The organism is Algoriphagus terrigena DSM 22685, assembly GCF_000429445.1.
GTDB classification, from domain to species: domain Bacteria; phylum Bacteroidota; class Bacteroidia; order Cytophagales; family Cyclobacteriaceae; genus Algoriphagus; species Algoriphagus terrigena.
Window position 1 is genome coordinate 235,666 of the sequence record NZ_AUBW01000004.1, and the last position, 21,356, is coordinate 257,021.

Here is a 21,356-nt window from a genome sequence, read left to right on the forward strand (position 1 = left end):
CTTAACTATACATTAATAATTCAATCCCGTGTCTTACCAACCCCTGTATCTCATTCTTAGAAGGATCCACAAATTCGCAAAGTGCTACATCTTCCTCCACGAGCTCATACAGACCCAGTTCCTCCATTTCGTCAAAGTCTTCTGCGACAATGGCTTTGAAAAGGTAGGTAGGTAGGATATCCATCGGAAGTACTTTTTCAAATACCCCGGAGACTACGAACGGTCTCTCTTCGCCGTGTGTATTGGTATCGACCTTGAACTCTCCTTTGTTGAGAAAGGAAAACATCCCCAAGGCCTTGTGAAAGCTCAGTTTGGCAGTGGAAGGCTTGATCCATCCGAGGAATTCCTCGTAGTCACCCTCAGGGATGACCGTGATTTGATTGTGATAGAAGCCAAGGTGTCCATCGAGATTGATTTTCTCGCCAGTCAACACGTTGCCGGAGATCACTCGAACGTGGCCTGAATTCAGATTTCCTTTGACAAAAGAAGCGACATTGGCGCCGACGAAGGTCTTCACGTATCCTGCCTTCGTAAGCTCCGAACCGGTCAATGCAATCGTCTTCGAAGCATCATAGATTCCTTGCAGCACGGCCTTGCCAATCTGAACTACTCCAGCTGGACTTACCGTCCAAACCAAGTCGCCTTTGTTGATTGGGTCCAAGTGGTGGATCTGCACGCCGACGTTACCTGCCGGGTGAGGGCCGGAAAACTGGTTGATCTGCGCATTCTTCACTCCGGAAAATACAGCCGCCGCGGGCTTAGCCCCATCCACATTGAGATGAACTTTGCCTTTGGTTAATTTCGCCAACGCATCAATTCCCGCTTGGAAGAAACTCTCCTGTCCCTGAAGTGTGAATCCATAATCAGGAGCCAAAGGATGCGTGTCAAAAGCAGAGATGAAAATAGCTTTCGGACTGTCTGCCGGATTTGCCACGATCCCAAAAGGTCTCTGGATGATATTTGGCCAAACTCCAGTTGAAGCCAGCTTGGCAGCTAGGGCGTCGCGATCCTGGTTAAGGTCAATTTTTCCAAAATTTTCATGGGTGATCGTCTGGTCAGCGAGAATCTTAATCTCAAGAAGCTTTCTTTTCTCTCCTCTTTTGATTTCTACAATCTCACCGGAAACCGGCGCTGCATAGATCACCTGATCCATGGCTTTGTCGATCAGGATGGGCGTACCGGCTTTGACCGTATCCCCTTCATTGACAAGGACTTTGGGACGTTGAATCCCCGGGAAGTCTGTCGGCTTAATTGCGAAGGTCTGCGAAGCCGCCAAGTTGGCGATCTCCAGAGGAGCCTTTCCAACCAGCTTCATATCGAATCCTTTCTTAAGCTTCACTATTTTAGACATATCTATTTTTGAACTATGAGCTTTTGAAAAACGCCCCAAATCTAAAGAAAAACCTTTTGAATTGGAGTGTATGTCACATTAATTGTTCGAACATTTGAATAGGTGGACAGGCGGTGAATTTCAGGCATGAAGCATGATTTCTCCCAGTCCTTCCACATGGGTTTTGACCTGCTCCATGAGCCACATGGGAGTTGACGTGGCACCGCAAATCCCGACCTTGTCGTCTGGTTTCAGCCATTCAGGATCCAATTCTGTCTCATTTTCGATGAAATAGCTCCTTGGATTTTCGATTTGGCAAACTTGATACAGCGCCTTTCCATTGGAGCTTTTCTTCCCAGAGACAAAGAGGATCACGTCATTCTCCCGCGCAAAGCGCTGAAGCTGAGGCTCTCTGTTGGACACTTGTCGGCAGATCGAATCGTTGGCATTGAAATCCACCTCATTGACCTCTCCCTTGGCCAACTTGATTCTATCTTCGATTTTCTGGGAAAGCTGGTAAAAGCCCTTGGTACTTTTGGTGGTTTGGCTGAAAAGAGTGACCGGTCGGGTGTAGTCGATCTTTTCCAAATCAGCCTCTTCCATTACCACAATCGCCTTCTCCAGCGTCTGACCGGTGAGTCCGATGACTTCGGCATGGCCTTTTTTACCATAGATCACGATCTGGCCTTCTTCACGCTCCATCTTGTCGAAGGCATTCTTGACCCGATGCTGGAGTTTAAGCACGACCGGACAGGAAGCATCAATGAGCTCGATGTTGTTTTCGATGGCTGTTTTGTAAGTTTCCGGTGGCTCTCCATGGGCTCTGATCAGCACTTTGCAGTCGCGAAGCTCAGCCAGCTGCTCACGGTCGATGATCACCAGACCCTTGGCCCTCAGTCGCGATACCTCCATATCGTTGTGAACGATATCGCCTAAGCAATACAGCTGCTCGCTGTTCTCCATTTCGTCCTCAGCCATCTTAATGGCAAATTCGACTCCGAAACAGTACCCTGAATTCTTATCAATGGTTACCTGCATAGTCTTTTTCCTTTTGGATGACCTCATTTGCCAGCTGGACAATCATCGCTACCTGAGCCTCAAAAGTGAGATTGCTCGTGTCGATTTCCATGGCATCCGGCACTTTCTTGAGGGGACTTTCGGCTCTGGAGGAATCGATGCGATCCCGCTCAGCCAAGTTGGTTTTTATTGCTTCCAATTCCACCAGTTCCCCTTTTTCGAACAATTCCTGTTGTCTTCTTTCGGCTCTGGTTTCCAAGTCAGCAGTCATAAATACTTTCAGTTCTGCATCTGGGAAAACCACCGATCCGATATCGCGGCCGTCCATGACGACCCCTTTTTTCTTACCCAGCCGCTGTTGTTGGGCCACGAGCTCTTTACGGATTTCTTTGATCGTCGCTATTTCGCTCACGTGCTCCGACACCCGCATGGTTCGGATTTCATCCTCCACGTTCAGGCCGTTGAGATAGGTTTCTTGCCGATGGGTTTCCGGATTGAAGTGAAAGGAAATCTCCATTGACTTAAGCCCTTTTTCCACATCGTGTGGATTGGCTGGTGAGAGGTAGTGGTTCAAAAAATGTAACGTGGCTGCACGATACATGGCGCCCGAATCTATGTAAGTGAAACCTAAATCCTTGGCTACGGCTTTAGCTGTCGAGCTCTTCCCACAACCTGAATACCCATCTATAGCAATGACGATTTTGCCCATCCAAAAAACCTGTATTGGTTTGATGCTTAATTTTGGGCAAATATAGTAGTTTTAATCCAAACCGTTCCCCCATACGTGAATAGAGGGGCCGCTAATCGCTCCAAACCTCACAGATTTTTATTCCTCCTCCCATGAAGATCCAAGGAAATCTAGTAGACATTCCCAACAGAAGAATTTATGCTGCGTCCATTGAAATAGCAGACGGAAAAATCGGTCAAATTCAAGAAATCCAGCCTGATGCAGCCTTGCCCTTTCTCATGCCTGGTTTTATCGACGCGCATGTCCATGTGGAGAGTTCGATGCTCGTTCCATCCGAATTTGCTAGGCTGGCGGTCGTACACGGCACCGTGGCCACCGTCTCCGATCCGCACGAGATCGCCAACGTCTGCGGCATGGCTGGCATCGAGTACATGATCGAAAACGGAAGGCAGGTTCCTTTTAAGTTTTTCTTTGGAGCCCCATCCTGCGTGCCTGCGACTCCATTTGAGACAGCGGGTGGAGAGATCAACGCTGCTGACATTGAAAATTTGATAGCTCGGCCGGAAGTTCTCTATTTGGCAGAGATGATGAACTGGCCGGGCACTGTCAACCGAGATCCTCAGGTAATGGAGAAAATCCGGATTTCGCAGAAGCATGGCAAGCCCATCGATGGACACGCACCTGGCTTGAAAGGAGAATTGGCAGAAAAATACGTCTCCGCAGGTCCAAGCACCGATCATGAATGCTTCACTTACGACGAAGCGCTCGGCAAGATCAAGCTTGGCATGAAGATCTCCATCCGTGAAGGTTCCGCTGCCAAAAACTTCGAAGCCCTGATCGATTTGATCGATGAATATCCCGGGATGATAATGTTCTGCTCGGACGATAAGCATCCGGACAATCTCGCCGTCTCGCATATCAACGAACTCGCTGCCCGAGCTGTCGCAAAAGGCAAAGACGTCTTCAAGGTACTTCAGGCCGCTTGCCTGAATCCGATTGCCCATTATTCACTTCCGGTCGGCCAGCTAAAAGTTAGAGATCCGGCTGATTTTATTCTGGTCAAAGATCTGAAAGACTTCCAAGTCATCGCTACCTATATCGATGGAGAGAAAGTAGCTAAAGATGGAAAGACACTCATTCAGCGGATCAAAAACGGCCTCATCAACAATTTCAATTGCGAGATAAAAAAGCCGGAAGACTTTCAGATTAAAGCGAAAGGCACCACAGTCAGAGTGATCGAAGCGCTGGACGGGCAACTGATCACGCCGGAAATCTCAGGCGAAATACTGATTAAAGATGGCCTCGCAGAATCAAATCCAGCCGAGGACCTCTTAAAAATCACCGTCGTCAATCGGTACCAAGACGCGCCGCCAGCAGTGGCTTTCATCAAAAACTTTGGCCTAAAAACGGGAGCAATTGCTTCTTCCGTCGGCCATGATTCCCACAATATAATTGCGGTTGGCGTGGATGACGAATCCATCTGCAAAGCTGTCAACCTGATCATTGCAGCCAAAGGGGGCGTATCTGCTGTCTCCAGAGATCGGGAGGAAGTTCTTCCCCTTCCAATCGGAGGAATCATGTCCGCGTCCGATGGCTATGAGGTAGCAGCCGCTTACACGAGCATTGACCGCATGGCCAAAGAAATGGGCTCCACGCTTAATTCCCCTTTTATGACTTTAAGCTTTATGGCGCTGCTGGTCATTCCGAAATTGAAGCTGAGTGATAAGGGATTGTTTGATGGGCAGCGGTTTGAGTTTGTGGATATTTTTATCTCGTGAAAAAATAAATGGTAAAAAGACTGGCCTTTCCCGAAGCATTTGAGGGTAGAACTTAGACGACTACCCATAAAAACTAGCGAACCATGGCAAAAGAAAAACCTGAAAACCTGAACCGGAGACAGTTTATCCAGACATCAGGAATGGCGATGGCCAGCATGCCATTTTTTTCGTTCTCTTCCCAAAAGTCGACAGAGAAACAAATAGAAGACTCCAAGGACACCTCCTTTGAATTTTCCTTTTTGACGGACATTCACCTCAAACCCGAGATGAACGCTCCTTTGGGTTTTCAGATGGCAATCGATAAGGTGAATGCATTGAATCCTGATTTTGTAATTACGGGAGGAGATCTAGTCTATGATGTGATGCGCGGGGATTATGCCCGAAGCGAGATGCTATTTGACCTCTATGAGAAGATGAGCAAAGGATTTAATATGCCGGTATACAATTGTATCGGAAACCATGATCTGTTTGCGATCTATGAAGAGAGTCCAGAGGGCGATGATCATCCGGATTACAAGTATGGAATGTGGGAGCGGTATTTTGGAAGAACCTACTATTCCTTTGACCACAAGGGCTGGCATTTCATCGTCCTCAACTCCCTGGATGTCACGGAGGACAAAGGGTATAAGGGTGTATTCCATACAGAACAACTGGATTGGCTGGCGGGCGATGTCAAAAAAACTGATCCAAATACCCCCATTGTGGTCACCACGCATATTCCTGTACTCAGTACGCATTGGCAACTGAAGGGGCAGCAGGGAAATGTGGGAGTAGAGAACGCCCCGGAAATATTCCGATTGCTGGAAAACCACAACTTAAAGTTGGTGCTGCAGGGCCACATCCACTGGAAGGAATACGGCATGGTCAATGACCGGTTTGAATTTCTCACCGGAGGATCCATCGCAGGAAATGGATGGAAAGGAAGAAGACACAACACCAAGGAAGGCTTTGTGCAGATCAAAGTACAAGGAGAGAATTTTTCATGGGAGTACATCGACCATGGATGGGAAGACGAGCGGCTAAAACTGCAAAATGCCGGGAATTCGGGAACAGGATAAAAATTAAACCCTCCAAGAGTTTCGAACTCTTGGAGGGTTTTCTCTCTAATACTCCGAAGTAAAGTGAAACTCAATATCCGGGTAGTTATCCTGCACCATCTGAAGCCAGGACTTTGACTCAGCCATAAAGACGAGCTTGTCATTTCGGTCCCTGGCGATGTAGCGGCTCTTGGAGCGAACAAATTCATCGAGCTGCTTTTTGTCGGTACTGCTGATCCAGCAGGCTTTGTAAAGGTTCATCGGGTGAAACTCTACCGTGGCGTTGTATTCGTTTTTCAGACGGAACTGGATGACCTCAAACTGGAGCTGGCCGACGGTGCCGACTACTTTTCGGGAACCGATGTCAAAGGTAAAAAGCTGTGCCACGCCTTCCTCCATCAGTTGCTTCAGGCCTTTCTCCAGCTGCTTGGTCTTCATCGCGTCCTTATTGATCACCTCGCGGAAGATCTCTGGAGAAAAGCTTGGAATCCCCGTGAACACCATGTTTTCTCCTTCGGTAAGGGTATCGCCGATCTTCAGATTACCGGTATCATAAAGTCCTACAATATCTCCGGGAAATGCCTCGTCGATGATTTCTTTGTCCTGCGCCATAAATTGAGTCACGTTGGAAAAGCGCAAAGGCTTGGGTCCACGAACGTGATTGTAGGCCTTATTTCGCTCAAAAGTGCCCGAGCAGATTCGCAAGAAAGCGATACGGTTCCGGTGATTCGGATCCATGTTTGCGTGGATCTTGAAGACAAATCCAGAGAACTTCTTCTCCTCCGGCATCACTTCACGGATGTCCGTCTCACGGCTTTTGGGCGTGGGAGCGATCTTGATGAACGTATCGAGCATCTCATTGATCCCGAAATTATTTACAGCCGAGCCAAAGAACACCGGAGCGATCTTGCCTTCCAGGTACTCGTTGACATCAAAATCCGGATACACTCCTTCGATCAAGTCCACGTCCTCCCGAAGCTGTTTAGCATTTCCCGGACCGATCAGTCCATCCAACTGAGGATCATCGAGATTTTCAAACTCCTGCCGGTCATCGCTGAGCTTGCGCTGGGACGGAGTGAAGAGATTTAGTCTTTTCTCGTAGAGATTGTACACGCCTTTGAAGCCTTTGCCCATGCCGATAGGCCAGGAAAGTGGACGCACGCTGATTCCCAGCTTTGTCTCTACTTCATCGAGTAGATCGTAGGGATCGCGGCCTTCACGGTCGAGTTTGTTGATAAAGCAGATCACGGGCGTATTCCGCATTCGGCAGACTTCCATCAGTTTTTCGGTCTGGATCTCGACACCTTTGACGCAGTCAATGACCATGATCACCGAATCGACCGCGGTCAGGGTTCGATAGGTATCCTCCGCGAAATCCTGGTGACCGGGCGTATCGAGGAGGTTGATCTTGATGTCTTTGTATTCAAAACCCATGACAGAAGTAGCAACAGAGATCCCCCGTTGCTTCTCGATCTCCATCCAGTCCGACTTGGTTGCCGTGTCGATCTTGTTGGATTTCACGGCTCCGGCAGTCTGGATCGCACCGCCAAACAGCAAGAGCTTCTCGGTCAAAGTGGTCTTCCCGGCATCCGGGTGGGCAATGATGGCAAAGGTTCTGCGTTTTTTGATCTCTTCGGTCAAACTCATGGGTATTGATTTTCAGCGGGCAAAGGTAGGAAAAAAATGGGTGACACGGCCGTAAAGTTGCAAGTTGGAACGTGTCAACAACGGCAGCGTTTTGATTTACGAAGTACGATTTACGAGGGCATGGAATGAATGCACGCTCCGTTATAGTTCAGCGTTTTTCCAGACCCTAGAAAAAAGAGTTACGGCATCTCCCGAAACACAAAGTATATACAAACAGCCTGGACGTTCTGAGAGACGTCATAAATCGCAATTCAAAATCGCAAATATCAATACTCTAGTATTCCCTCTGTAATAAACTGCGAGGCGTCTTCGAGATTGCCCAGAAGCATGATCCGGAAGGTGGTGCCTTTGCCCAGCTCAGAGCTTTTGACAAAAATCCTCCCCCCGTGATAGCCCTCGATGATGCGCTTCGCCAGTGTCAAGCCAAGTCCCCATCCTCGCTGACGCGTTGAAAAGCCCGGGTAAAACACTTTCTTCAGGTTTTTTTTCTCGATCCCTTTGCCGGTATCCGTGATGTCCACGATCACAAATTTGTCGCTGTCCTGCAGCACATTGATGGTGATGACGCCCTTTCCCTTCATCGCGTCAACGGCATTTTTGCAGATATTCTCGATGACCCATTCCAAGAGCGGCTTGTTCATCAGTGCGTCCAGATCTTTGGAATCCGCAGTGATATTCAGTTCCACTTTGGTGGAAATCCTAGGCCGGAGGTAAGTAATTGTCTCCTCGATCACCTCGTAGAGATTTCCCGGTTGGATGACCGGCTTGCTGCCGATACTGCTGAAACGCTCCGTCACCATCCGGAGCTTCACCACGTCCTTGTCCATTTCCTGGATGATTTCCTTATTTTCCTCCCATACAGGAGAGTTTCTCAAGTAATCGATCCAAGCCATCAGTGAAGCGATCGGCGTGCCGAGTTGGTGTGCGGTTTCTTTGGTCAGTCCAGCCCACACGCGGTTTTGCTCGGCGATCTTGCTTTGGTTGAACAGCGCGTACGCCAGAGCTCCAAATACGAGAATCACCGCAAGTTGGACGTAAGGATAATAGCGAAGATTGGTCAACAACTCAGAATTGCGATAGAAAACCCGCACGTCAGCTTCCCGGAGATAGATCGGCTCGTACTCGTCCTGCATTTCGAGAAGTTCCCGATCCAGGGTTTTCAGCGAATCGACTCCATCGGCGTTGTTCTTGAATTTGATATTTCTGAATTCAAGGGGGGTGCCTTCCGAATCCACCATGATAATGGGAATCGAGTGATTCTGCTGGATGATCTCCTGATTAATAAAAGTCAGATTTTCTGATGTCGTGGCGGCATATTCCAAGGCTGCCGACAAGAGCTGGATTTGCCGGCTTTCTCTTTCCCGCAATTCGTCCACCAACAAGCTGGTGTACCAGATCGATCCGGAACCGATCAAAAAGGAAACCAGAAACACCAGCCACTTGACTTGTTTTCTATTCTGGTAAAAATCGATGGTTGTAAGATCCTGGAATCGCTTTTTCATTCAACTTGGGGGAGTTTCCCGAGATAGTAACTCCTATTTTTCATTGATAGTATGAGTGGGAAATAGATTTTATCAGTTAGCCTTTCCCCTCCGCATTCGGTAAATTTAGGTTCAATCACGCAGGAATACTATGAAATCAACCGTGACTGGGACATCACACAAGGAATGAGTATCTCCCATGTGGGATTCTTTCCGGTGTGATCAGAAGGGCCTCTAAAATCAAATAATAATCATATGAAAACAAACGACATCGGATTAGAAATAAAAGAATCCAAGCCTTTGGTCAAAAAACTCAATGGGCTTCTGGCCAACTATCAGATTTACTATCAAAATCTGAGAAATTTCCACTGGAACGTCGCCGGCCCAAATTTCTTCGAACTTCACGCCAAGTTTGAAGAGCTCTACACTTCGGGCAATCTCGCGGTCGATTCGATCGCCGAGAGAATTCTGACTTTGGGCGAAAGACCCTATTCTTCCTATGCCGAATACATCGAGAATTCGGACATCAAGGAAGCAAAAGAGGTGAAAGAAGCTGTGAAAATGGTAGAAATCATCCGCAACAATCAAAATGATCTGCTCGGCCTGGAGCGAAAGATCCTCGAAGCTGCCGGTGAAGCAGGTGATGAAGGCACGGTCTCCCTGATGAGTGACTTTATCACCGAAAAAGAAAAAGTCGTCTGGATGCTTTCGGCATACTTGCGATAAGATAAAAATCCCGGCCAAGACCGGGATTTTTTTTGCTTTCAAAGCCAAGGACAAAGATTTGATATTTTTCACTGGCTAGTTTTGATCCATTTCCAAAGGATCTTGTACGTTGGCTTCGTTCCGTGCATGAGGATTCCTATTCGGTATATCTTCCCAGCCAACCAAGTGGTGAACAAAAACCCGCCGATCAGCAGTCCCATCGACAGCGCCAACTCCCAAAACGGAACTCCGTAACTTATCCGCCCCATCATCGCTATCGGCGAAGTCAGCGGAATCACGGAAAGCCAAAATGACGTGGTACTGGTGGGATCTTGCAGCACAAATACAAACAAGCCCATATAGGCCACAATCAAAGGAATCGTGATCGGAAACATGAACTGCTGCGCATCGGACGGCGAATCCACTGCAGATCCTATCGCGGCAAACAGCGATCCATAAAGCAAGAACCCTCCGAGGAAATAAATGACAAAACATGCTACCAAAGCCACAAAGTCTATCCCGCTGATCACAGCCATTATATCCGCCAACTCACTGGAATCAGGCGCGGCTTGGGCAAACTCGGGATTGGCCATCTCCATGGCCTGCTGCTGCGGCATCTGCATGCCCAACACACCCATCACGATCGACGAGAGCGTCCCGATCAGCACCACCCAAATCAAAAACTGCGTCAATCCCACTGCTCCGATGCCGACGATCTTGCCCATCATCAGCTGGAATGGCTTCAAGGATGAAATCAGGATCTCGACGATCCGCGTCGACTTCTCTTCGATCACACCCTGCATGATCTGATTGCCATAGACGAAGATGAAGATGTAGATTAGAATTCCGGCGAGGAACCCAATCGCGTAGTTGACGTTGGCATTGTTGATTTTTTCCTCTCCTTCTTCACCCAAAGTGATCGATTGAATCGACACATCCGTGCGGATCTCCTTCAATACCTTGGGGTCAATTCCCTGAGCAAAGAGCTTTTGATCTTCAATTTTCCGCTTTAAGGCCCCCTCCAGATACCCCATCAGGGTCAGGCTGGGATTCTCTACTCCGTAAAACTGAATTCCCTCTGGACTCTTGATATCTATCTTGGGGATATGCAGAAAGCCGTAGCGCTCCCCGTCCTGAACCATTTTCTTGGCAATCTCCGGGTCATCGACCGACGAGGTGAAGGCGTACTGCTCCGAACTCTCCATGAAAAACAGATCTGTCTCATCGATCACTTCGATGATTCGAAGCGACTGGCTGTCTTTTTCTTCCACAGCAATCCAGACAAATACGCCCATAATGGCCGGGAAAATCAAAGGGGTCAAAATCGTGGCGATCAAAAATGATTTCTTTTTGACGCGAGCCAGATACTCGCGTTGAATGACCAGTAAAATCTTACCCATTTGCTGACGCTTTTACCTGATGAATAAAAATCTCCTCCATGCTGGGAATCAACTCTTTGAACAACATGACTTCCCCGTATTCCATCAACTCGGAGAGCAACTGATTCGGCGTCTTGCCAGACAGCGGCAAGGTAAACTCCCAAGCCTCATCTGAGTATCTTGGAATCCACTCCTGGGGCAGGTCTTTCTTGACATGGGATAGCGCCACCTTGAAAACCTCCGGGCGGAAACTCATCTTCACTTCTCTGATCGTACCGTCCAGAATCTTCCGCGACCGATTGATCATGGCGACTTGGTCGCAGAGCAACTCCACGGACTCCATCCGGTGCGTACTCAGGATGATTGTGGTCCCCTTTTCCCTCAGTTCCAAAATCTCGTTTTTGATGATTTCTGCATTTACCGGATCAAATCCCGAAAACGGCTCATCCAAAATCACCAGTGACGGCCTGTGCACGATCGTGGAAATGAACTGCACTTTTTGCGCCATGCCTTTGGACAGGTCTTCGATCTTTTTGTCACCCCAGGAGGCGATATCCAGCTTTTCCAACCAATGTTTGATTTGGATCTTGGCTTCACTTTCTCCTAATCCTTTGAGCCTGGAAAAGTAGATCAGCTGATCCCAAACCTTCATTTTTTTATAAAGACCGCGCTCCTCGGGTAGATACCCGATTTTTCGGATATCATCGGGGGAGAGCTTTTTACCATCCAATTCGACCGATCCACTGTCTTGTTCAATGATTTGATTGACGATGCGGATGAGGGTAGTCTTGCCGGCGCCGTTTGGTCCCAAAAGTCCGAAAATCTTTCCCTTTGGCACAAAAAGATCGACGTCGGTTAATGCCCTGTGATTTTCGTAGGATTTGTTTATCTGAGTAATCTGAAGCATTGCTGGTTTATTCGATGGTGATCGAGCCGACTCCCACGTCCAAAATCAGCTCCAATAGCCTGGGGTCTGACGCCTTGTATCCTTTGGTGACGTAGGTTTCCTTGTCGATTGATCTGAGATGTTTGGGAAAAACGGTTCGGCACATCGGGGTGGTTTTCATCCTGATCTTGACAGGAGTAGACTCAGGAGGAAGCGTCAGGTGAATGCTTCCGCCACTCACTGCGGCAATCACCTGGCAGGAGTTTGCCAAGCCGTCACTGTAGTTCAGCTTGATCTTCCCGTAGTTGACCTCGATGATCATCTTGCGGGAGTTGGTATAGTTGGCATCCACGATTTCAACCACACCCATATTCAAAGTCACCAGTAGGGTATCCATCTCCACCTGATTGGGGACCGATATTCCGTAGTGGATCTTCACATCCGCGCTGGCGCTCTTTACTTTGAGCTTCGAAACCGCGATCTGGGCTAGGTCAAAGTTTGAATTTCCGACTCCTAAATTGAAATCGAGATCGTATAAAAAGTTAGAAGACAAACCCAGGTCCCAAGAATGGTCAAAGTCGGTGTTGTCCGAGAAAAGTTTGGAAGTGATGCTTTTGCCGAGATTGTCTGACTCCACATTCTTATGCACCAGCTTGGCATCGAGCATATTGTGATGGATGGAATATTTGAAATCCGGGAGAATATTGGACTTCAGCAGGTGTCCATGGATGTAAATCGGGTCGGAAGAAACCACCCGCTTGAGCTGGGTGAGACTTTTGTAGGAAGAAAAGTTGAGATAGACCATCTCATAGCCTTTTCGCTCGGTCACTTTATACTCTTTTACAAACTGTGCCTGAGCGGGAATCGTCTCCACCGTGATCCAGAATATGAGCAGACACAGTTTTTTAAGCATACGGATAGGTTACGCGGGGCCTTTCAAAAGGTTTTTTAAAAATATAAAAAAAGCCGGAATCACTTCCGGCTTTCAGCTTTTTAGAAAAACTCCTTCATCTTATCGAAGAATGACTTGTCCTGTTTCCCCGGATCGGGCTTGAAGTTCTCGGAGGCTCTCAACGACTCGAGCACATTCTTTTCTTCCCTGGAAAGCTCCGTTGGTGTCCAAATGTTCACCATGATCAATTGGTCTCCACGGGTGTATCCGTTGATATCTTTAATTCCCTTTCCCTTCAGACGGAGCATTTTTCCACCTTGGGTACCTGGATCGATTTTGATTTTCACCTTGCCATCGATCGTAGGCACTTCGATGGATGCGCCCAATGCCGCATCTACGAAGGATACATGCAGATCATAAATCACGTTATTTCCTTCACGCTGCAGCACTTCGTCCTCGGCTTCCTCGATCACGATAAGCAAATCACCGGGAATCCCGCCGGGAGTTTCATTTCCTTTGCCAGACATGCTCAGCTGCATACCTTCGCCCACGCCTCCGGGAATATTGATGGAGATTACTTCCTCTTTCACAATCAATCCCCGTGAGTCCGCCTCAGCTGGCTTCTTGTCCACGATCTGTCCGTTGCCACCGCATACTGCGCATGTGCTCGCGGAGACCATTTGACCGAGCATCGTGTTGACGACTTTCTTCACCTGACCGGAACCTTGGCAGGCTGAGCAGGTTTTGAAGGTAACGCCAGCGGCAACGATATGTCGCTTGACTTTGATTTTTTTCTCTACGCCATTGGCGATTTCCTGAAGATTCAGCTTCAGTTTGACACGTAGGTTAGTTCCTTTTTTAGTGCGTCGACCACCGCCTCCACCGCCAAAGAAAGATCCAAATCCGCCGCCACCGAAGATGTCTCCGAACTGGGAGAAGATATCCTCCATGTTCATACCGCCACCGCTGTATCCGCCGTTGCCTCCAAGCCCTTGGTGACCGAACTGATCGTATCTGGCTTTTTTGTCGGCATTGCTCAGCACCTCGTATGCCTCAGCAGCTTCCTTAAATTTATCTTCAGCTTCAGGATTGTCTGGATTTTTATCCGGGTGATACTGGATTGCCATCTTTCGATAGGCCTTTTTGATTTCCTCCGCGCTCGCAGATTTGGAAACGCCCAGAATCTCGTAGTAATCTCTTTTTGCCATAATATTGTTATGCTCCGGTTACCACCTTGGCGTATCTCACGACCTTTTCGCCGAGCGTGTAGCCTTTTTCTATCACGTCTATCACTTTTCCTTTCATTTCTTCCGATGGGGCTGGTATCTGCGTAATCGCCTCCTGCGTATCGGGGTTGAAAGGTTTTCCAACCAAATCTCCCATGACCTTCAGTCCTTTTGCTTCAAGGATTCTGACCAGTTTATGAAAAATCAGCTGATTTCCCTCGCTGATTTTGGCGAGATCGGTTTCTCCTTCAGAAGCTTTGAAAGCCCTTTCAAAATCGTCCACTACCGGAATGAGGTCTTTCAATACGTCTTCGGACGCGGTCGTGATCAGGTCGAGGCGTTCTTTTGAGGTTCGCTTCCTGAAATTTTCGAAATCAGAATATAGTCTGAGGTATTTGTCTTTCAATTCTGCAACCTCTGCCTCAAGTTTAGCCTCTTTGATTTCGGCGTCCATAGAGGTCTCACCTCCATTTTGCGGCGTCGCTTCCAGAAGTTGTTCCTCGGATTCATTGTTTAATTCTTGATCCACTTGTTCTTTATTTTTCATAGAAATTAGGCAATAGTTGGTGTGTCGAGCATCTCAATGACTTTGCCAGAACGGATTTTCTGCCAAAGTGACACTTGTCAAGCGTGAATTGACTGCCAGATCAGATCCTTAAGCTTGTCCAGATTGTATTGGCTCACTGACGAAATAAATACGAACGGTAAATCCTTAGGAACTTCCTGCTCCATTTCCCTCATCAGATCCTCGTCTAGCATATCTGCCTTGGAGATGGCCAGAATCCGCTTTTTATCCAACAGTTCAGGGTTGTATTTCTCCAGCTCTCCGAGCAGGATCCGATATTGCTCCCGAATGCTGGGAGCGTCCGCCGGGATCATGAACAGCAAGATGGAATTGCGCTCGATGTGTCTCAAAAACCGAATTCCGAGCCCTTTGCCTTCCGCAGCGCCCTCGATGATCCCAGGAATGTCGGCCATCACAAATGAAGCATCGCCCCGATAAGCGACCACGCCCAAATTGGGAACAAGCGTCGTAAAAGGATAATCGCCAATCTCTGGTCTTGCGGCCGAAATCGAGGATAGCAGCGTAGATTTGCCTGCATTGGGGAACCCAACCAAGCCGACGTCAGCCAATAGCTTCAGCTCCAGAATAATCCACTCTTCAATGCCCGGTTCGCCGGTCTGGGCAAAATGTGGCGCTTGATTCGTGGCCGATTTGAAATGGTCATTCCCAAGTCCGCCTCTTCCGCCCAGAGTCAGGATGACTTCCTGTCCGTCTTCGGTGATCTCGAAGCGCTTTTCGCCGGTTTCTGCGTCTTTGGCAATCGTGCCGAGGGGAACATCCAAGATCACATCCTTGCCTTCGGCACCGGTTCTACGGCCACCTTCGCCACCTTTGCCTGATTCGGCGATGACGTGCTTCTTATATTTAAGGTGTAAAAGTGTCCAGTGTTGGGCATTTCCCCGGACGATAATATGTCCGCCACGACCGCCGTCGCCTCCATCCGGTCCCCCTTTCGGGACGTGTTTTTCACGTCTGAAGTGAACCGAACCTGCCCCTCCGGCACCGGATCGGGAACAGAATTTTACGTAATCGATGAAGTTGGAATCTGCCATTGTATGAGAAAGAAAAAGGCTAAGCCCGAAAGCCTAGCCAAGTCTTGGTGATGCAAAATTAGGAATTTGAAGTGAATCAGTAGCTATCAATAACGCTTGATATCTCATTAAAAATCTCCTCAATCTCCCCTACTCCGTTGACATTCTTAAATTTACCTTGATTTTCGTAGTATTTTGCCACTGGCAACGTCTCATCCAGATACACCTTTATTCGTGTGTTGATTTTCTCCTCATCCTGATCGTCGACGCGGTTCGAAGTTTTTCCTCTTTCCTTGATTCGCTCCCGCAAAACGTCGTGCGGAACCTCCAAGGCGATCATTCCTGATATTCTCATGCCATTCTTGGAGAGCATGGCACCCAGCGCCTCAGCCTGTGCGGTAGTTCTAGGAAACCCGTCAAAAATAAAACCCTTGCTATCTTTCGAGTTGGCGATTTTGTCCTCCACCATACCGATCACCACTTCATCAGGCACAAGATGGCCCTGATCCATGTAAGTTCGCGCGAGCTTGCCCAGTTCAGTCCCTTCGCCCAAATGTTTTCGGAAGAGATCTCCGGTAGATAGATGAGTCAGCCCGTATTTCTGAATTAACTTTTCACTTTGAGTGCCTTTACCCGCACCCGGAGGTCCAAACAGAACTATATTCAGCATTCCAGAGGTCATTTTTATATTTTACTCAATTGATACAGGTCGGGTAAGTTTCGTCCAAACCCATCATAATCCAGCCCGTAGCCGATGACAAATTTATTGGGAATTTCAAAACCCACATAATCCAACCGGTAATTAAACCTGAATGCTTCCTTCTTGAACAACAAAGTAGCGATGCGGAGACACTTCGGATTGTGCTTGGAAAGCTCTGAAATCAAATATTTCATGCTTATCCCGGTATCTACGATATCTTCAACTATTACCACATTTTTCCCGGCAAGATCGGCAGATAATCCTAGCAGAGACTTCACCTCGCCGGTGGTCATCGTCCCAGCATAGGAGGAAATTTTCAAAAATTCGACAGTTAAAGGAAGATCAATCGCTCTTGCCAAATCCGCCAATACTATAAATGACCCGTTCAAAACGCCTAAAAGAACTAGGTCCTGTCCAAAGAAATCGCCTGCGATTTCCTTACCCAAATCCGCCAAACGGCTTTGTATCTCTTCGGCGGAAATCAATAACTCAAACGGGAGATCTTTAACGACTACATTTTTCATATCCTCAAATTAAAGCTTTTCCATCAGTACCCGGTGCATCTGGATCATACACTCAATGTCAAACAGCGAGACCTTCTCGTTTGGCGTATGGACGTGATCTTCCGCCGCCCCGACAAAACACCAGTCGATGGCATAAGGCGAAAACTGGACTTCCCGTCCATCACTCCCACCATAGGCTTCAACCTCTAGCTGAAAGGGAATCCCGCTCGATTTCGCAATACTAATCACCCTGTCCAAAAATGCTTTTCTTGGAATATACTTATCGCGAATGGACAAAACCACACCTTGGTGATGCCTGATGCCCTCGGTGATCCACGTGATGTCAGAGATCAAAGCCTGCTTAATCGGCGCATTTTCTTGAATAAATCTCAAAAGGTGCGGCATGCTTCCCCCACCATGCTCTTCGTATGTGGAAAAAACTACCCAACCATTTTCTAAAGTTTCACAGACCTTCAGCGCTGAAAAGACACCCAGACGGTTGTCTAAGTAGGCTGCTTGGATAAATTCCTCGTCCAACCGGATATTTTGCTCAAATGAAAGCCTGGTGCCGGGATCAATCCCCCTGGGAAAATCGTGAAACACCAAATCCTCGTCCACTATTAACCCACACCTAATCTCCCCCAAGCTATCGCTTCCTAACAGTTTTACACCGGATATCAACTCAGGACCACCAATCGTAACTAGTTGATTTTCATATCGAGACATAAAGCCGATAGTATCCACGTGGGCAAAAATCGCTGTCGCGGGACTACCAAATTTGAGCAGAATACAGTCGTGAAATTCTTCGCCATAATAGATTTCCGGAGAAACCCTCCAAGCATCCATCCGTTGCAAGATGTACTTATGAATAGTTTGGCTAATCAAAAATTCATCTCCCGATACACTTGGAATTCCAAGAATATCAAATAAAAGTTTCCATTTTGGCATTAATTATGTACATTAATTTAAAGATTTCTGCAAAAAACGACGATCCAGTTCAAAACGGCAATAGAGAATTAAATTATTCATCTAGGTTTGCAGTAAGTTAAAAGTTTATAAATTTGCTATTCACATCGATCAATCACTTAAATAAACTGAACAAATTTTTTTCCTCATGAAAAAACTAATACTATCTACAATTATGGCTGGCGCCTTGGCAGTAGCTGCTAACGGCCAGGACTTCAACAAGTGGTCCCTTGAGGCCACTGGTGGATTCAACAAACCGATGGCTCCAATGACTACGGGCTATCTTTCTCCAACCCTGAACCTTGGCCACGTGGATTTCGGCGTGCGTTACATGTTCAATGAGAAATTCGGTGTAAAGTTGGATTACGGACTCGGATCTTTCAAAGAGGTAGAAGGAGAAAGCCCTTCTTTTGAAACCAAGTACAACAGACTTGATCTTCAAGGTGTCGCCAACATCGGCCGAATCATGAACTTTGAATCATTCACCAGATCATTTGGATTGTTGATGCATGGTGGTGCCGGTATCGGAAAAGTAAGCCCTCAAGAAGGCACATTCAATGATTTCAAAGACGATGTTTATACGATAATTTTCGGTATTACTCCCCAGGTAAAACTAGGCAACCGAGTAGCATTAGTTGGGGATATTTCCACCGTTCTTAACGGTCGTCAGTCCGTTTCTTTTGATGGAAATTCTTTGGATTCTTATCCATACGGTGCTAACGGTACTTGGTGGTCAGGTACACTTGGCTTGAACTTCTATCTTGGAAAAGCAGAACAGCATGCTGACTGGTATATCGCCGCAGATAAATATGCTACTAAAGAGGAGCTTGCTACTCAGATCAACGGCATCAAGGATATGCTGAAGGATTCTGACGGTGACGGCGTTCCAGATTATTTGGATAAAGAACCAAACACTCCAGTGGGAGCTAGAGTAAACTCGTCTGGTACTACTCTTGATTCTGATGGCGATGGCTCGCCTGATCACGTAGACAAGTGTCCATTCCTTCCTGGCCCTGCTTCTACAGGAGGTTGCCCAGTTGAGGAAATCCGTGAGGAAATCGACTACATGAAGAAGGCCATCAATGACGGTTATGTAAACGTTTACTACGCATTCGACAGCTCCAAACCACTTGGATACTCTGTAAGTGCTGCACAGTACGTGTCAAACTTCCTGAAAAGAAATCCTGGAGTTAAAGTGGAAATCAAAGGTTATGCTGACGAATTGGGCCCTGAAGACTACAACATCAAGTTGTCTGAATCAAGAGCAAAAGCGGTATACGATCTCCTAGTCGCTTCTGGAGTGGATGCTTCAAGACTTTCTTACAAAGGATATGGCGAAGATACTTCAGTGGACAAAGCTTCTGCAGATGCTCGCCAAATGGCAAGAAGAGCAAGCTTCGAAATCAAATAAGAGTCAACAACTCAAATATCAAGAGCCCGATCAGTTTGATCGGGCTTTTTTTATGCCCTTTGGCGAAAGTCTCTGATTTTTAATAATTTTGGCGAGTCATCCACATTTCACCCTGATTACCAAAATGAGAAAACTAATATTATCCACACTCCTTTTGGGAGTGGCTTCGCTTACTTTTGCCCAAAAAGATTTCAATCGATGGTCTCTGGAAGTAAATGGAGGATTCAATAAGGCAATGGGTCCACTGACTCCCGGGTATCTCTCTCCGACGTTAAACATCGGCCATATTGATCTAGGAGCCCGGCACATGGTCAACGAGTATTTCGGGTTCAAAGGTAACCTTGGATTAGGGAGCTTTCACGAAGTGAATGGAGAGAGCCCCGAATTCACTACCAAATATCTGACTTTGACCGCGCAGGGTGTCGGGAATGTTGGGAGAATGATGAATTTCGAATCATTCTCAAAAAAGTTTACGCTGTTAGCTCATCTCGGGGCAGGCGGCGGAAAAATGAGCTTCGAAAAGCAAGTTAGAACTACAGAAGACGACTACTACTATATCATTACCTCTGGCATAACCCCTCTTTTCCGATTGAGCGATAGAATTTCTCTCTCAGGAGACATATCAGTGAATGTAAATGGTCGACAGACTTACACCTTTGACGGTAACGCATACAATGCTGATGTTCAACCGGATCCTCTCCAAAATCCCTACGTTCATGCCACCGGCACGTGGTGGACCGGAACTCTTGGCCTGAACTTCTATCTTGGAAAAGCCGAGCAGCACGCCGATTGGTATATTGCCGCCGATAAATACGCCACAAAAGTGGAACTCGCAGAAGCTATCGATGGTATCAAAGATATGCTGAAGGATTCTGACGGAGATGGCGTGTCAGATTACCTCGACAAAGAGCCCAATACGCCGACAGGCGCGCGAGTTAGTTTCAATGGAATGACACTTGACTCAGATCAGGATGGTACTGCGGACCATTTGGACAAGTGTCCGTTTCTCCCAGGCCCCAGCTCTACCGGAGGCTGCCCGGTTGAAGAAATCACCGAGCAGGCAGACTATCTCAGAAAAGCGATTGAAGAAGGATATGTCAATGTGTACTTTGGGTTCGACAGCTCCAAGCCTTTGTCATATTCCAATTCGTCCGCGGCTTTTGTAGCAAATTTTCTTCAAAAAAACCCGGGAATAAACCTCGAGGTCAAAGGCTTTGCTGATGAACTGGGGGAGGAAAACTACAACATAAAGCTGTCCGAAAAACGGGCAAAAGCAGTCTACGACCTATTGATCTCTGCCGGAGTGGACTCATCAAGGCTCAGCTACAAAGGATATGGAGAAGATACCAGCGTAGACAAATCCTCACCCGACGCACGTCAAATGGCCCGGAGGACGAGTTTCGAGATCAAATAAATGTCAGTATAAAGCCCGGTTTTCAACAGCCGGGCTTTTTCTTTATACTTGTGAATGTTTGTTCTAACAGAATTCAACTCGGTCGGAAATCAGTTTATCGCCGAACTCCGGGACGTAACCATCCAAGGAGACCGGTTGCGATTTCGCAAAAATCTGGAGCGAGTCGGAGAAATTTTAGCCTATGAAATCTCCAAAAGTCTTCCTTTCCGAGTCAAAGACATACAAACACCCCTAGCGCAAACAACTGTAAAAATTCCGGCGGCCAATCCGGTAATTGTCGCAGTTTTGAGAGCTTCGCTCCCTTTTTACAATGGATTCCTAAATTTCTTTGATCAAGCAGACAGCGGATTTATCGGTGCTTTCCGTGAAGAAGGACTTGGAGAAATCAAAATCAACCTAGGCTATCACGCCAGTCCAAATCTTGAAGGAAGGATTCTGATCTTGGCCGATCCAATGCTTGCAACAGGGAAGTCATTTGTCCGGACTATTGAAACAATTCTCTCACATGGAACTCCGGAGATCATTCACATCGCTGCCGCGATCGCATCACCGGAAGGAATAGAATACATCCAAAAACATATTCAGGTACCTTATAAGTTCTGGATCGGTTCTATTGACCTCTCGCTCAACGAACGGTCCTACATTGTCCCCGGCTTGGGTGATGCAGGGGACTTGGCTTTCGGGGAAAAACTATGATCAA

At 47.4% G+C, this 21,356-nt stretch carries 20 protein-coding genes; 6 read left to right on the plus strand and 14 right to left on the minus strand.

What is annotated here, in order from left to right; genetic code table 11:
- Position 1: 1 nt before the first annotated feature.
- The 3 genes from G459_RS0103395 to cmk all read right to left on the minus strand — a co-directional run bounded on the left by G459_RS0103395 (position 2) and on the right by cmk (position 3,056).
- Positions 2-1,351, minus strand: a complete 1,350-nt coding sequence (locus G459_RS0103395) for a Na(+)-translocating NADH-quinone reductase subunit A (RefSeq protein WP_026966380.1) — start codon at positions 1,349-1,351, stop codon at positions 2-4.
- A gap of 120 nt (positions 1,352-1,471) precedes the next feature.
- A complete protein-coding gene (locus G459_RS0103400) occupies positions 1,472-2,368 on the minus strand; it encodes a 4-hydroxy-3-methylbut-2-enyl diphosphate reductase (protein WP_026966381.1) in 897 nt (298 codons plus the stop codon).
- Positions 2,352-3,056 (minus strand): (d)CMP kinase, encoded by a 705-nt coding sequence (gene cmk, locus G459_RS0103405; RefSeq protein WP_026966382.1) that lies wholly within the window; start codon positions 3,054-3,056, stop codon positions 2,352-2,354. Before cmk ends, G459_RS0103400 begins: the two co-directional genes overlap by 17 nt.
- Before the next feature lie 131 nt (positions 3,057-3,187).
- Here cmk and ade point away from each other — a divergent pair, with 131 nt between their 5' ends.
- Both ade and G459_RS26710 read left to right on the plus strand, forming a co-directional pair.
- Positions 3,188-4,813, plus strand: coding sequence for an adenine deaminase (gene ade / locus G459_RS0103410; protein ID WP_026966383.1), 1,626 nt, complete (start codon positions 3,188-3,190; stop codon positions 4,811-4,813).
- 83 nt (positions 4,814-4,896) lie between these two features.
- Positions 4,897-5,871: a metallophosphoesterase family protein gene (locus G459_RS26710; RefSeq protein WP_051315050.1), complete on the plus strand. Its 975-nt coding sequence runs from the start codon at positions 4,897-4,899 to the stop codon at positions 5,869-5,871.
- 45 nt (positions 5,872-5,916) lie between these two features.
- Here the strand turns inward: G459_RS26710 and G459_RS0103420 are convergent, their stop codons facing one another.
- Both G459_RS0103420 and G459_RS0103425 read right to left on the minus strand, forming a co-directional pair.
- A complete protein-coding gene (locus G459_RS0103420) occupies positions 5,917-7,497 on the minus strand; it encodes a peptide chain release factor 3 (protein ID WP_026966384.1) in 1,581 nt (526 codons plus the stop codon).
- Positions 7,498-7,763: 266 nt separating this feature from the next.
- Positions 7,764-8,999, minus strand: coding sequence for a sensor histidine kinase (locus G459_RS0103425; protein WP_026966385.1), 1,236 nt, complete (start codon positions 8,997-8,999; stop codon positions 7,764-7,766).
- A gap of 234 nt (positions 9,000-9,233) precedes the next feature.
- Between G459_RS0103425 and G459_RS0103430 the strand changes: the two genes are divergently transcribed.
- Entirely contained in the window at positions 9,234-9,704 is a 471-nt protein-coding gene (locus G459_RS0103430) for a Dps family protein (protein WP_026966386.1), read from the plus strand.
- 68 nt (positions 9,705-9,772) lie between these two features.
- Here the strand turns inward: G459_RS0103430 and G459_RS0103435 are convergent, their stop codons facing one another.
- From G459_RS0103435 to G459_RS0103475, 9 genes are all read right to left on the minus strand, one after another.
- A complete protein-coding gene (locus G459_RS0103435; protein ID WP_026966387.1) occupies positions 9,773-11,083 on the minus strand; it encodes an ABC transporter permease in 1,311 nt (436 codons plus the stop codon).
- Entirely contained in the window at positions 11,076-11,969 is an 894-nt protein-coding gene (locus G459_RS0103440; RefSeq protein WP_026966388.1) for an ABC transporter ATP-binding protein, read from the minus strand. The genes G459_RS0103435 and G459_RS0103440 overlap by 8 nt, the downstream gene beginning before the upstream one ends.
- A 7-nt stretch (positions 11,970-11,976) precedes the next feature.
- Positions 11,977-12,861, minus strand: a complete 885-nt coding sequence (locus G459_RS0103445; protein ID WP_026966389.1) for a hypothetical protein — start codon at positions 12,859-12,861, stop codon at positions 11,977-11,979.
- A gap of 80 nt (positions 12,862-12,941) precedes the next feature.
- On the minus strand, positions 12,942-14,048 hold the full coding sequence (gene dnaJ / locus G459_RS0103450) for a molecular chaperone DnaJ (RefSeq protein ID WP_026966390.1): 1,107 nt from the start codon (positions 14,046-14,048) through the stop codon (positions 12,942-12,944).
- A gap of 7 nt (positions 14,049-14,055) precedes the next feature.
- Complete coding sequence (locus G459_RS0103455) at positions 14,056-14,613, minus strand: nucleotide exchange factor GrpE (protein WP_026966391.1); 558 nt, start codon at positions 14,611-14,613, stop codon at positions 14,056-14,058.
- 77 nt (positions 14,614-14,690) lie between these two features.
- Positions 14,691-15,683, minus strand: a complete 993-nt coding sequence (obgE, locus tag G459_RS0103460) for a GTPase ObgE (RefSeq protein WP_026966392.1) — start codon at positions 15,681-15,683, stop codon at positions 14,691-14,693.
- A 76-nt stretch (positions 15,684-15,759) separates the two neighbouring features.
- On the minus strand, positions 15,760-16,332 hold the full coding sequence (locus G459_RS0103465; protein WP_026966393.1) for an adenylate kinase: 573 nt from the start codon (positions 16,330-16,332) through the stop codon (positions 15,760-15,762).
- A gap of 14 nt (positions 16,333-16,346) precedes the next feature.
- Complete coding sequence (gene hpt / locus G459_RS0103470; RefSeq protein WP_026966394.1) at positions 16,347-16,886, minus strand: hypoxanthine phosphoribosyltransferase; 540 nt, start codon at positions 16,884-16,886, stop codon at positions 16,347-16,349.
- 9 nt (positions 16,887-16,895) lie between these two features.
- Positions 16,896-17,813 (minus strand): aminopeptidase, encoded by a 918-nt coding sequence (locus G459_RS0103475; RefSeq protein ID WP_026966395.1) that lies wholly within the window; start codon positions 17,811-17,813, stop codon positions 16,896-16,898.
- Positions 17,814-17,979: 166 nt separating this feature from the next.
- Here G459_RS0103475 and G459_RS0103480 point away from each other — a divergent pair, with 166 nt between their 5' ends.
- The 3 genes from G459_RS0103480 to upp all read left to right on the plus strand — a co-directional run bounded on the left by G459_RS0103480 (position 17,980) and on the right by upp (position 21,352).
- Entirely contained in the window at positions 17,980-19,242 is a 1,263-nt protein-coding gene (locus G459_RS0103480; protein WP_026966396.1) for an OmpA family protein, read from the plus strand.
- Between the two features lie 124 nt (positions 19,243-19,366).
- Complete coding sequence (locus G459_RS0103485; protein WP_026966397.1) at positions 19,367-20,656, plus strand: OmpA family protein; 1,290 nt, start codon at positions 19,367-19,369, stop codon at positions 20,654-20,656.
- Positions 20,657-20,710: 54 nt separating this feature from the next.
- A complete protein-coding gene (gene upp / locus G459_RS0103490) occupies positions 20,711-21,352 on the plus strand; it encodes a uracil phosphoribosyltransferase (RefSeq protein WP_026966398.1) in 642 nt (213 codons plus the stop codon).
- Positions 21,353-21,356 lie beyond the last annotated feature (4 nt).